This window comes from Gilliamella sp. B2772 (assembly GCF_026536985.1).
GTDB lineage: Bacteria > Pseudomonadota > Gammaproteobacteria > Enterobacterales > Orbaceae > Gilliamella > Gilliamella apicola_E.
The window spans coordinates 534,335-548,899 of sequence record NZ_JAFNNB010000002.1; the positions used below are offsets into that span (position 1 = coordinate 534,335).

A 14,565-nucleotide genomic window follows, 5' to 3' on the forward strand; every position below is an offset into this window, starting at 1 on the left:
TAATTATTTTATCTTGTTTATTTATCATCCTGAATGTCGCTATAGCTTTAATCATATTATAGTTGATGATAGCCTATATTTGTTAGCCTAATCGGTATATCATATGGCAAAATAAATAATGAAAACAGACAAATGAGTAACGAAATTGAATTAAAGTTTCAAATCAATCAAAGTGATATAGAACACTTACAAAGTTATTTAAATCAATGGGTTTATTGTGATGAAGCAGAATTTTCATCACAAAAAAATTTAACCAATCAACTAAAATTAACTAATACTTATTATGATACCGAAGATCATTTATTGAGACAAAATGGTTGTGGTTTGCGTATTCGAAGTACTGAAGATGGTCAAAATAAGTGTTATGAAATTACCGTGAAATCAAAGGGTAATTCTGTGAGTGGTTTACACGAACGAATTGAAATTAATCGGCCTTTACCTAATGACAAATTAGATTTAAGTGTGCTGCCCAAAGAGGCATTACCTGATGGTTTAATCCAGTTAAATCCACTTTTTACGACTAATTTTAAACGTCAAACTTGGTTGATATCATTTGCCAATAGCGAAATAGAAGTTGCTTTAGATATAGGTAGCATTACCTCAAATGGACAATCTAAGCCAATACAAGAAGTTGAGCTCGAGATAAAACAGGGTAATAAACAAGATTTGATCAACTTTGCGATTGAATTAAGTCGTTTTAGCTTGCATTTGTTTTCCCAAAGTAAGGCTTCACGAGGATATCGTTTATTTCTTAATGTACCTCTTATTCCTAGCGTTTATTCTCCGCAAATAAAACAGGATTTGCCAAACCTATTAAACTTTTGGCAACAAAATGAAGAATATGTTTTAGAAAATAATGATTTAACTTATTATAAACAGCTAATTATTCAAATAAAAGAAATATTAATAAATAAGAATTTTCAGATTGAGCCAGAATTTGAGCAGTGGCAAATGGCGATACAGCGTATTGACTCGATTAAAAAGTTTGCTTATAGCGAGATAAACACAAAATTCAAACTTAGGCTAATTTCAGAAATAAATAAAATATAGGTATAAAAATGAAATTGAAAAGGACTTTTTTTAAATTACCACTATTATTAGTTTTATTTTATTGGTTATTTAATATTTTATATATTATTGTCTATTTTACTGGATTTGATGATTATTTTTTACTGTCAAATATGACAAGTAATCAACTTATTAAAAATTTAACTAAGCAAGTATTAATCAACTTCTATTACCAAATACCAAGTTCAATTGTTGTATTTGTATTTTCCGTAGTCTTATTTAATAAATACTCAATTAATCAAGTCAGTTCGAGAAATATTACTAATACTTTTCTTGTTGCTATATTAATTACATCAATGGATGTTGCAGGACGATGGTTTCTTTATAACAATATTAATTTATGGATTGAATCTGAAATTTATTATCATATTGCTGATACATATATCTACCATACTCCATTTTATGAGCTTCTTTGTTTTATTAAGATAATAAATATTTATATTTTTGTATCAATATGGACTTATTTTAGTATTAAATTGTGGAATAAAAATTTTATTCATGACTGTGACGGATCAACTCAATCAGAGAGTCAGCGGTTACATCTTGGTGTATTTATTTTGCTTTATAATTGTTATTTTAACACCCTATTTTTTTCTTTTATTTCATTTGATGGTGTACATTTCAGTTTCATAGATATTATTCTAAATATAATAGGTTTAGCTATATTTTTGTTAATTACTAATTTGATAGGCTATTTTTTGTTAAGAAAATGTTTTACCGGTGTAACAGAAGTTTTAAACTTAAAAAAGCTTATATTTAGTTCGATAAGTATATTCATCTTCAACTGTATATTGGTTGCAATAATTTTTTGGGTATCAATTTCTCTGTATGAATATTTAAAAGTATATTATAGATTATCCAAAAATTTTTCATTGTGTTATACGTGGGTCATTATAGGAATAGTGTTTATTCTAAGCTCTATAATGGTTAAAATAATGACCAAACTGTTATTTGGTTCAAAAAATAATAAAATTAATATCACACAATAATACAAGTTGGTATATATGTATTGGTAAAGTAACTAATAATAAATTAGCTTCCAATACATAATCATCTTAAAACTTACTTCATATGTATGTTTTTTAAACTCAAATAAAAAAACTTCCCATCTCATGTTAAAAAACAGCTAAATCTTATAGAAATTTATTTTAGGCTCACAATTTTTTATTTTCAGATTATAAAAAAACATTTAGTTAAATCATTAAATAATCAATATAGACATTAACTATTTTTTTTGATACTTTGTCATTTTTGGTGAATTTTATAAATTACAACAATAAGTTAACTTTTGTTTGATTTGTTAAGATTTGAATTAACTAATATAATGGTTGGTAAATGTCAAATAAATGGAGTTTATGTGTTTAAAAGTAATTTAAATAAAATTGATCTCTTGGTCAAATTAATATTAGGTACTTGCTTGGTTACATCTAATCTTGCAAGTGCTTTAACTATTATAGATGCATCTAATATTGGGACTCATACTAATAGTGGTATAGCTGTTTCTTCAACTGAAGATATTATTATTCAAAATATAACAGGTGTTGCTGCACCTCATATCAACATTACAGGCAATCAAGATTACGGTATTAAATCAGGATATAATGGTAAAACTTTAACCATTGATGCCGGAATGGATGAATTTGTAATTCAAACTAATGCAACAGGTAATTATAATAAAATAAGTAATATCCATGTTCTTTCAAATGGGAAAGTCAATGCTTTAAGTGACATTCGCCTAAATGTTAAAGATGGTACCGGTATTTATTTTGCTAATACGGGGAAAGCTGATTTTGATAAAAAGGTAACTATAATAGGGACCGGTACCTCAAATGGCAGTTTCATTGGAATTCGAGCTTATAACGGTTCAAATTCATCAAAAACTGAAGGCAACTTCAATGGTGAAGTTAACATACAGTCAGTAGGAAATGGTAGTTATGGTATTTTATCCTTACTGAATAACGCACCAGATTCACTTGGTATAAATCTAAACTTTAACGAAAAAGTAACGATTAATATGAGTGGCACTAATTCGACTGGTGTTGCGTTCCAGGAATATGCTGGTGCTAACCCAAATGCAGACAGTGTTATTAAATTTAATAATGGATTAGATGTAACAACGGCTAATGGAACCGCTGTCTACATGGACCAAAAAGCAGGAAAATTATTCATTAATAGTGGCTCAAATGTTAATAACATTGTTTCAACTAGTTATAACAATTATAACGCAATACAGTCGACTGCTGGTGAAATAGCTGTTAATGGTAAATCGAATATTAAGGGTGATATTTATGCAGCCAGTTCAGGACAGATTAATCTTGATTTAACTGATGGCTCGACATTATTAACTTCAATTGATAATACATCTTCATCTGCGAATAAAGGTACTATCAATGTTAAGATAGATGGTAGTCAAAGCCAATGGAATATGACTAATAGTTCATCTGTTGATTCCCTTACGTTAACTAATTATGCCAAAGTAAGTTTTGGTCATGATTATGCAACATCAAATACGATACTTGATGGTTCAAATAACATGACTTTAACGGCAAATTCATTATCTGGAAATGGGCTATTTGAATTGCGCACTTCCATCGGTAGTGGTTTTGCTAATGATTTACTCAAAATTACTGGCTCTTCACAAGCAACTGGTAATCACAATATCTCAATTAGAGATGACAACAATGGTTCAGCAGCAGTTACTGGTAATGAAAAACTTACTTTAGTTGAAACTGAAGGTGGTGGTGCTAATTTTAATTTGACTTCACCATCAGTTGATATTGGTGCATACCAATTTAATACTCTAACTAAAGTCACTGATGAACGTAATAGTGGTTCAGAAGATTGGGTATTATCAGCTCACAAGAAAACAGTAAATCCAACTAAGCCTAATTTAACCAATACAGCTCAAAATGCGGCAAATATTCTAAACTCCAGTTACTTGATTAGTTACATTGAAACACAAACTTTAATGCAAAGAATGGGTAAACTTCGTCAAGGCGAAACATCTGATGGTGATGCTTGGGGTCGTATTTATGGTGGTAAATTAAGTTCATTCAACGATAAACGTTTATCGAATTTTGATATGGATTATTATGGCTTACAACTTGGTGTGGATCGAAAAGTTGAAAATACAAATGGTGATATCTATTATGGTATCATGGGTGGTTTAAGCCGAGGAAATATAGATCATCATGTAGGTGATGGAAACACTAAAGGCTACTATGCAGCACTCTACGGCACATACCTAAACCAATCAGGGTTTTATATCGACGGTTTAATTAAATATATGAGAATGTCGAATAAATTTAATACTCGTACCGGTGGGGGTTATTTCGTAAAAGGTGATGGTAATACTAATGGTTTTTCAATAGGGACTGAACTAGGTCAACGATTCTATTTCAATTCATTACCAAATCAAGGTTGGTATTTTGAACCTCAAGCTCAATTAACTTATTCTCATCAAGGAAGTGCAGTCATCAATGCGACCAATGGATTAAGAACTAAATTGGACAGTTATAATTCATTACTTGGTAGAGCAAGTATTGTCCTAGGCAACAGCTTTACCCAAGATGATAATATAGTTGATGTATACCTAAAAACTGGTTATGTGAAAGAGTTTGATGGTGAAACATCTTATGTCTTTAACCATGTTGCAAAAGAAAAATATGATTTCGGTGGCAATTGGTGGGATAACGGTATTGGTGTAGATGTACAGTTTAACAAACAACACCATATCTATACAGATGTTGTTTATTCATTCGGTAATAAATTTGACCAAAAACAAGTTAACTTAGGTTACCGTTATAGTTTCTAATAATTAGAGACTATCTATTAATTTAAAAAATAGACATTAACTTAAAGTGACTACCCTGCGTAGTCACTTTATTCAATAAACAAGTCTCAACTCGTCTTTCAAATCGTTTCATTAATTATCAGCTAATCAACTATTGAAATGATATCAATATTCTTTTTTACAATTTGTTTAATAAAAAGATATGTGAAGTTAAAAAGTCATTTATAATAGTTAATTAGGTGATTTTATCAACAAGTTTAAGTGAGTGCTTATTATGTCTCAGCCTATATCGCTAGTTTCACCATTAATTGCAGAGCAAAAACAGAAAATTACATCGCAATTATCACAATGTGATTCAATTGCGGTACAAAATAATCTTGATATTTTGGTACAAAGTGATTTTATTGTTGATGCTTTTTATCGGTTTCCAGATTGGTTGACAGACATTATTAATAATCCTCCTCAAGCTGATGAAAGAAGTTATTATCAACAATGGTTAAATGAAAAGTTAGCATCGACATTTGATGAATTGGCATTAATGAAAGTTTTGAGATTATTTAGGCGCTATATTTTAGTAAGGCTTGAATGGTTACAATTAACGCAAACAAGTAGCGATGAACAAATTTTATTACAACTTACTGAGCTAGCTGAGGTGATTATTGTCACTGCACGAGATTGGCTTTATGATCTTAGTTGTAAAGAGTGGGGAACCCCTTGTAATATGCAAGGAGAGGCGCAACCTTTACTTATCCTAGGCATGGGGAAACTAGGTGGAGGAGAACTTAACTTTTCATCTGATATTGACCTTATTTTTACTTATCCTGAACATGGGCAAACACAAGGTGGTCGTCGCGAATTAGATAACGCGGTCTTTTTCACACGTTTAGGGCAGCGTTTAATAAAAGCTTTAGATCAAATTACTGAAGATGGTTTTGTCTACCGAGTTGACATGCGTTTACGTCCTCTAGGTGATGGCGGTCCACTTGTTTTAAGTTTTTCAGCGATGGAAGACTACTACCAAGAGCAAGGAAGAGACTGGGAACGTTACGCCATGGTAAAAGCGAAAATACTCGGTGATCAACAAGATTTATACACTAAAGAGCTTTACCAAATGTTAAAACCATTTGTATACCGCCGTTATATTGATTTTAGTGTCTTACAATCATTGCGAAACATGAAAGGCATGATTGAACGTGAAGTTCGTCGTCGAGGTCTAACCAACAATATTAAACTTGGTGCAGGTGGTATTCGAGAAATAGAATTCATCGTACAAGTATTTCAACTTATACGTGGTGGACGTGTGATTGGCCTACAAACACGTTCCTTATTGACTGCTTTACAAGTGATAGAACAAGAATCCCTACTTAATGCTAATGAAGTAGATGCTCTACGTGAAAATTACTTCTTCCTACGTCGTTGTGAGAACCTATTACAGGCTATACATGATGAACAAACACAAACACTACCAGAAGATGAATTAGACCAAATACGTATAGCAATAGGCATGAATTTTAGAAGCTGGAATGAATTTGTATCTGAACTTACTAAAAGAATGCAATTTACTCGGCAAATATTTAATCAACTTATTGGTGATGAATCAACTGAATCAACACAAAATACGAACAACGATCACTATAATGACCTTTGGGTGCCTGATTTACAATTAAGTGATGTTACTTCAGTACTATTGAACTATTCACCTGATGATGCCAAACAGCTTTATCAAATGCTTTGTCAATTTCGTGATGATATCAGTAAACGGACCATTGGTGTTAGAGGGCGTGAAATACTCGATCAGCTAATGCCAAAATTATTAGAATTAATTTGTAATGATAAGCATGCATTAATAATACTATCACGAATTTTACCGTTACTAGTCAATATTGTTAGCCGAACAACTTATTTAGAGTTACTGCTCGAATACCCAACGGCATTAAAACAACTAATTCGATTATGTAGTGCCTCACCAATGATTAGTGAGCAACTTGCACATTATCCAATCTTATTAGATGAGCTTATTGATATTCACTCACTTTATCAAACTGTTGCCCCTAATGAATATAAAAGTGAACTTTATCAATACTTACTTCGAATTCAGGTTGATGATGAAGAACAACAACTTGAGGCATTAAGACAATTTAAACAAATGCAACTCCTACATATAGCTGCTGCTGATGTTGAACATGTATTAAATACTATGAAAGTAAGTGATCATTTAACCTATGTTGCAGAATCGCTTCTCGATTTTGTTGTTCAAATGGCGTGGAATCAGATGATTGCTCGTTATGGAAAGCCAGCACATTTAACCGATAATCAAAAAGGGTTAGTTATTATTGCTTATGGAAAATTAGGTGGTTGGGAATTAGGATATGGTTCAGATTTAGATCTCGTATTTCTTCATGACTGCCCTGTTGATAGTATAACGGATGGTGATAAACAAATTGATAGCCGCCAGTTTTATTTACGACTGGTACAACGAATAATTCATTTATTCAATGTACGTACTAGCTTTGGTATTCTTTATGAAGTTGATGTTCGCTTACGTCCGCAAGGGGATGCAGGACTATTAGCTTGTAGTTTAAGTGCATTTTATGACTACCAAATGAATGAGGCATGGACTTGGGAACATCAAGCATTAGTTAGAGCAAGAGCCGTTTATGGTGAGATTGAACTTATTAAACGCTTTAACGAAATTAGGCATACTGTTTTATGTAAAAACCGTGAAGGAAGAGAATTAAAAACCGAAGTTCGAGAGATGCGTGAAAAGATGCGGGCACATTTAGGCACAACAGCGCCACATCAATTTAATTTAAAAATAGATGCAGGTGGTATTGGTGACATTGAATTCTTATCTCAATATCTAGTGCTAAACTATGCACATCAATATCCTAAAATGACCAAATGGAGTGACAACGTACGGATCTTAGAGCTTGCAGCTAACTATCAAATTATGGACAACCTTGAAGCCCAGCAACTCACTAAAGCTTATATTGATATGCGAAATGAAATCCATCAATTATCCTTGCAACTCTTACCGAGCATTGTTGATGACTCATGTTTCAAATCAGAAAAAGAGATCGTGAATCAAAGCTGGCTAAAATGGCTTAAAGACTAATTAGTTCAAATATACTTGTGATTGTTTAATAAAGTTGATTTGATTGAAGTAAAAATTTATGGAGTGTAATACCTAATGGCGACGATCAAAGACATAGCAAAACTTGCTGGTGTATCTCATGGTACTGTCTCAAATGTACTCAATGATCGTGGTAATGTCAGTTTAAAAAAAATCAAATTAGTTGAACAAGCGATTCAACAACTAGGTTATCAAATCAATTTATCTGCCAAAATTTTAAAAGAAGGTTCAAATAAGTCTATTTCGGTTATACTACCAAATATCACTTCCGAACAATATACTAATTTATATGATGGCTTGTTTAGTCAAGCCAACCGACTTGGTTATGAGCTTTCGCTTTATTTAACTTATGACTCTATAGAACTGGAATTACAATTAATCCAAAAGGTAGCTGTAAAACGGGATCATGCTGTTATCGTTGTTAGTTCATTATCAGATGCTAACTCCTATTACCAAAAAATTAAATTACCAAAAGAAAAAATTATCTTTGTCTATCGAAAACCTATCTCAGCATTGCAATTCATATCTCTTGATTATGAGAAAGCTGGACGGGATATTGCTAATGAATTAATCAAAAAAACGTATCGAAGAATTGGCTTATTTAGTCATTCAGAGCATCACACTCATACTAAAAACTTCAAAAAAGGTTTACTAAACACGTTCAAAAAGCATCATTATGATGTGACATTGAATAGTATTGCATCTAAACCTTCTAATGGTACCTACAATTTAGCTTTTAGTTTTTTTGAAGATGAACTGGTTAATTATGATGCGCTAATTACCATGGATATGGAACGAGCACATTTTATTCGTAATGCTAATTATTTTGGAAGTTTAAAATCTTGCCCACCCATTTATACATTAACCAATAACAGTTTTTTTTATGAAGATAACATTTATCAATACCATATGAACTATGGCATATTAAGTAAACAAATTATCAAACTAGTAGAAGGCAAAAACACAACCAATCTTGATAATAAAGGTTTTTCATTATTGCCTGATTTGAATTTAGCAAACATAACTAAATCTTCAGAAACTATTAACTTTTTAATCTTACCCAGCCCATCAACGCAGGCGGTAAAAAAACTATTACCACATTTCAAAAAGACGAGCGGTATTGATGTAAATTTAATTATAAAACCTTTCGACGAAATATATCATATTCTTAATCAATTTGAACAACATCAGCGAATTGATATTATACGAATTGATATGGCTGGATTACCTTGGTTTGCACCATCGATATTCAAACCTTTATCAGAATTAGATATTAACTTGAATCAACTGTTTGCAAAATATCCACAAGAAATTGTAGAACGCTTTAGCTATGTAGATAATTCTGCTTATGCTATTCCTTTTGATCCTAGTGTTCAAATGCTCTTTTATCGCAAAGACTTATTTACTGATCCATTAATTAAGCGTGCTTATTTTGAAGCATATCGACAACATCTTAATGTCCCTAAAAACTTCAAAGAGTTCGATCAAATTGCGACCTTTTTTAATCAACAGCAAAATACGGAATCGCCAGTAGAGTTCGGTAGTTGTATTACGCTCGGTAATTATGAACTTATCGCATCTGAATTTTTAGTTCGCTATTATTCTCTAGGAGGAAAACTAATTAATGGCAATAAATTTGGTTTAAATACCACAATTGCTATAACTACTTTAAATCATTTGCAATCATACATTAGCGTTGCCCAAAATATACATTCAGCTTGGTGGCAAGAATCAGTAAATTTATTTGAACAAGGCAAGCTAGCTATGTTAATTGTTTATATGAATTTATTTGGCTATATTAATCATCGTAATATATTGCCTTTGGTTGGATACGCTAAAGTACCGGGAAAAGAATCACTATTTGGTGGAGGCTCCCTTGGTATGTCAAAATACAGCCAAAAAAATGAACAAATAAAAACCTTTTTTAATTGGCTTTACTCCAACGAAATTAGCGAACAAATAGCATTACTTGGTGGAGCAACCGCACAAAACACTATTTTTCAGAATCATCGAATTATAAATAGTTATCCATGGTTACCAGTGGCGCAACAACAATATGCCAATGGCATTCGAGAAAATAGTATGACAGGTAATGCAATAAACTTAAGATTGATTGAAAATATTATTGGAAAGTATCTTGCTCAGTGGATAAATAATCAACATAGTTCAAAGCAAGCCATTGAGATGATTAATAGTGAGATAGAAAAAAGTATGGCTAATAAATAATTATTAGCCATATTAAAGTAAGAGGAAGAAATTAATCTGATTCTACTTTTTTAGGTGTCATGATGACATCTTTATCTTTAAAGAAATACCAGAAACCTACAGCAACAATTGCAGCAACTACCGCAGGATAGATCCAGAACTCTTGCCATTGTGGACCAGCATTAGGTAATGTCTTCTCTGTAACAACGCGGTTATTGATAAAGCCACATACTGATGCAGCCATAAATACACCAAAGCCATTAGAAACAATAAAACGTAACCCTTGAGCTTGCGCTTTAATTTCTGGACCTGCTTTCTTATCAACATAGATATCACCAGCAGTAAAGAAGAAGTCCCAACAAATACCTTGTAACAATAGCGTACCAATAATATAGAAGAACATATTACCTTCTGATGTTGCGGCCAGTGATAACATCATGCTACGAATTACCCAACAAATTGCGCCGAATAAAATGATTTTCTTGAAACCAAAACGACCTAATAAGAAAGATAGAAGGAACATAAATAACACTTCTGTAGCGATGGCAATTTGCATCATTGAAGCAGGCTCTAAACCTAATACAGGTAAATATACTGGTAAATAAGCACTATATGCAGTTTTAGTTATCATTAGTACAAAAGTAGACAGCATAAAAATAGTGAAATACTTATCTTTGAAAAGTGATAATGCATCTAAACACATTGCATCACGGATTGAGAATTTCTTATTTCGACTTGTAGGTGGTGTGTTAGGTAAAGTAAAACAATAAATCCCATAAACCACAGATGCACCAGAGGCAAGTAAAAATGAGTTAATGGAGCTTGAAAAACCAGTATAACCAAGAATTAATCCTACAATCATAAAACCAATGGTGCCAAATACACGAATAATTGGGAACCAGCGCACACCATCTATATGCCTAAAACTAACGCTATTAGCTAATGCTGTTGTTGGATAAAATAATAAACCAACGATAAAAATCATGATTAAAAAGCCAGCAATATTGCCACTTTCAACAAAATTAGGAATGATAAATAAAACAACTGCATTAAGAATATGTAATATGCCCATCACTTTTTGTGATGCAATGAACCTATCAGCGATCATTCCAATGAAAAGTGGAGAGATAATAGTTGCGATTCCTAAAACTGAATAAGTCGAACCAACAATTTCTTTTAATCCATAAGCAGCAAGTACTGCCCCAATAACCATATTCCATGCACCTTGCACAAAATATTGTAAAAACATCATTACCAATAAACGTGGTATTTTAAACATATAAAGCTCCGTATTAAATCGTCTTCGTCAAGCCATCATAGGCTACTTCAATATTGTAAGGTTTAAATATTTCAACTAACTCATTATGCATAAAACCACTGCTATGAGAGTGGTGAGACGTGATAAGTTGAGTGTTTGAACTAAAAATACCATCATCCAACATGCGTTTTTGAGTAGCGATAATAGTTTCAATACTCATATGATTATTGGTCTTATCATTTTGTTTATATCCGTAAGTACACTCAAAAATAGCCATATCAATTTTTTTGCCACTATCTTTTAACCATTGCCAAGTGAGTTCAGGAAAATAGCCAGAGTCATGTCCGTGTAGAAACGTTTTTCCATCTTTCTCAATCAAGTAAATAAAGCAAAATTCCCATTTAGCATGATTAGCTAACAAAGCCGTAACGGTATAACCAGCTGAGGTTACAACAGTTTGAAATGGAATTAATAAATTAAATACAAAACGTTCAGGACTATAGCCAGGTACCACATTCAAACAGCCATTTATGGCAATATCGTTTCCATAAACGTAAAGAGGGTGGTCAATATTAAAACCATAATCCACCATACGACTAAATAGATCGCCCACATTGAAATGGTCAGGATGAGTATGAGTAAATAATAAGTCCTTTATTTTAGTAACATCAATGTTTTCTCTCATTGCTTGATAGCTAAATTCTGGAGCAAAATCGATTTGCACAATATCATCAATAAGAATCGAACTTCGAGTTCTTATATTTTTACCTTTTTGAATACGAGATTTTTCACAAATCTGACATTTACAAAAAGGATTTGGGATACCTTCTGATGCAGCAGTACCCAAAAAATGTATTTTCACATTGTTCTCCTGTGTTTATTTATTTTTCATACATCATTATTTTATGAAAATTGGAACGTTTCAATTTTATTTTAATGTCATCGTAACCACAATAAAAATGGAATTTTTTTTGTTAATTCGTGAGCTAGATCAAAGTTTATATACAATCGATTATTGTTTTAATATCAGAAAGGATTACCGACGATATAGATTATCGCCGATAAAAAAAAGAAATTAAATTGAAGGTTTTTTTAGTTGGCTTCTTTCCAAAGAATCAGATTTTTATCATCTAGTTCCGATGTATCAAATCCGACCATAGCTGGTAACTCTTCATGATCAAATGCCAAATCACCACCATTAACATCAATATCACCTTTCTTAATACCTTTGAAATCATATAAATTGGTATCACATAAATGAGAAAGGGTAATATTCTGCGTGGCTCTGAACATGGTTTCTATACGACCAGGAAACTTCTTATCCCAATCATTTAACATCTCTTTGATCACTTGACGTTGTAAATTAGGTTGTGAACCACAAAGATTACATGGAATGATAGGGAATTGCTTAATTTCAGCATATTTTGCAATATCCTTTTCTTTGCAGTACGCAAGTGGTCGAATAATAATATGTTCACCTGAATCATTCATTAATTTTGGAGGCATCGCTTTAAGTTTTCCGCCATAAAACATATTTAAAAATAATGTTTCTAAAATATCATCACGATGATGGCCAAGCGCAATTTTTGTCGCACCGAGCTCAGTTGCTGTGCGATATAAAATACCTCGTCGAAGCCTAGAACAGAGTGAACACGTGGTCTTGCCTTCAGGGATCTTTTCTTTAACAATACCATAAGTATTTTCTTGAACAATTTTATACTCAATACCTAAAGATTCGAGGTACTCAGGTAAAACATGTTCAGGAAATCCTGGCTGCTTTTGATCTAAATTGACTGCAACTAATTCAAATTGCACTGGTGCACTGATTTTTAAATTAATTAAAATGTCTAGCAATGTATAACTATCTTTACCGCCAGATAGACAGACCATTATACGATCGCCTTCTTCAATCATATTGAAATCAGCGATTGCTTCGCCTGTTAGGCGACGCAATCGTTTATGTAATTTATTTTGATTGTATGTATTCATTACGATTTAATAGATTATTCCGCTCGGCTCATATATCGGCGTTCAGCAATATGAATTTTAACTTTTTCGTGGTTATCAATATATTCAGGTACTTGAATAACAAGGCCAGTAGACAATGTTGCAGGTTTAGTACGTGCGCTTGCCGAAGCACCTTTTATACTTGGCGAGGTTTCAATAATTTCAAGTTCAACTGTTTGTGGTAATTCTAGAGCGACAACTTCATTTTCAGCCATCAAAACTTGAATTCCATCCATACCGCCTTCTGGGATGAAAAGAAGTTCTTCTTCAATTTGATCTTTCTTAAAAATAAACGGAGTATAGTCTTCATTATCCATGAATACATATTCATCCCCATCAATATAAGAAAAGCTTACAGGACGTCGAAATAGTTCGATAGTGTCTAAAACATCATCACCCTTAAAACGTTCTTCAACTTTACCTCCAGATTTAACATCGGTAAAACGCATTTTATAAAGTGTACTTGCGCCACGAGCACTAGGGCTTTGTACATCAATTTCTTTTACAAGTAACAACTTTCCGTTATAGGTGACAGCATCACCACGTTTAATTTCATTAGCTTTAGCCATAATAGATTCTTCATATTAAATAGAGTTAAAAATTAGCTCGCTATTTTACCCTTAACTTGCTATTGTCACCAATAAAATTTATAAAACAATCTCATCTAATCTCATGACTGAATCATTCCAATGTCGAAGAAACTGTGGGGCATGTTGTATTGCACCGTCGATCTCATCTGCTATGCCTGGTATGCCTAAGGGAAAACCAGCAGGTGTTGCATGTATCCATTTGGATGAAAATTTATTATGCAAATTATTTGGCAAATCAACTAGACCAAAAGTTTGTAGTCACCTAACGCCATGTTATGAAATGTGTGGAATAAATCGTAGCCAGGCATTAGATTATTTAACGCAATTAGAACAGCTTACAAGCAACTAAGTATTGCTAATATTTAACATATCGGCTGTATTATTAGAATTATTTATCTCGCACATAAATTTTTTTGATACACTTCACGCACTTTAATTAGCTAATGATAAATATTTAAATAAATTAGCTTAAATCAGTTACTAAGCTACATCATATTAGGTGTAGTTAAAA

General features: G+C 32.3%; 9 protein-coding genes. 5 read left to right on the forward strand and 4 right to left on the reverse strand.

Annotated features, from left to right (window positions below; genetic code table 11):
- Positions 1-132: 132 nt before the first annotated feature.
- The 4 genes from J3T98_RS07615 (at position 133) to J3T98_RS07630 (ending at position 10,220) form a co-directional block, all read left to right on the forward strand.
- Complete coding sequence (locus J3T98_RS07615) at positions 133-1,050, forward strand: inorganic triphosphatase (protein WP_267362535.1); 918 nt, start codon at positions 133-135, stop codon at positions 1,048-1,050.
- A 1,375-nt stretch (positions 1,051-2,425) separates the two neighbouring features.
- Entirely contained in the window at positions 2,426-4,882 is a 2,457-nt protein-coding gene (locus tag J3T98_RS07620; protein WP_267362536.1) for an autotransporter outer membrane beta-barrel domain-containing protein, read from the forward strand.
- Positions 4,883-5,135: 253 nt separating this feature from the next.
- A complete protein-coding gene (gene glnE, locus J3T98_RS07625; RefSeq protein WP_267362537.1) occupies positions 5,136-7,976 on the forward strand; it encodes a bifunctional [glutamate--ammonia ligase]-adenylyl-L-tyrosine phosphorylase/[glutamate--ammonia-ligase] adenylyltransferase in 2,841 nt (946 codons plus the stop codon).
- Positions 7,977-8,051: 75 nt separating this feature from the next.
- Positions 8,052-10,220 (forward strand): extracellular solute-binding protein, encoded by a 2,169-nt coding sequence (locus J3T98_RS07630; RefSeq protein ID WP_267362539.1) that lies wholly within the window; start codon positions 8,052-8,054, stop codon positions 10,218-10,220.
- A gap of 31 nt (positions 10,221-10,251) precedes the next feature.
- On the opposite strand, the gene J3T98_RS07635 is transcribed toward J3T98_RS07630, so the two are convergent.
- From J3T98_RS07635 to yeiP, 4 genes are all read right to left on the reverse strand, one after another.
- Positions 10,252-11,478 carry an MFS transporter gene (locus J3T98_RS07635; protein ID WP_267362541.1) on the reverse strand — a complete coding sequence of 409 codons (1,227 nt, stop codon included), beginning with the start codon at positions 11,476-11,478 and terminating at the stop codon, positions 10,252-10,254.
- A gap of 13 nt (positions 11,479-11,491) precedes the next feature.
- Positions 11,492-12,319, reverse strand: a complete 828-nt coding sequence (locus J3T98_RS07640; RefSeq protein ID WP_267362542.1) for an MBL fold metallo-hydrolase — start codon at positions 12,317-12,319, stop codon at positions 11,492-11,494.
- Positions 12,320-12,549: 230 nt separating this feature from the next.
- On the reverse strand, positions 12,550-13,446 hold the full coding sequence (gene ttcA, locus J3T98_RS07645; protein WP_267331651.1) for a tRNA 2-thiocytidine(32) synthetase TtcA: 897 nt from the start codon (positions 13,444-13,446) through the stop codon (positions 12,550-12,552).
- A gap of 14 nt (positions 13,447-13,460) precedes the next feature.
- On the reverse strand, positions 13,461-14,033 hold the full coding sequence (yeiP, locus tag J3T98_RS07650) for an elongation factor P-like protein YeiP (RefSeq protein WP_065562605.1): 573 nt from the start codon (positions 14,031-14,033) through the stop codon (positions 13,461-13,463).
- A 103-nt stretch (positions 14,034-14,136) separates the two neighbouring features.
- Here yeiP and J3T98_RS07655 point away from each other — a divergent pair, with 103 nt between their 5' ends.
- Positions 14,137-14,403 (forward strand): YkgJ family cysteine cluster protein, encoded by a 267-nt coding sequence (locus tag J3T98_RS07655; RefSeq protein WP_267362543.1) that lies wholly within the window; start codon positions 14,137-14,139, stop codon positions 14,401-14,403.
- The last annotated feature ends 162 nt before the right edge of the window (positions 14,404-14,565 follow it).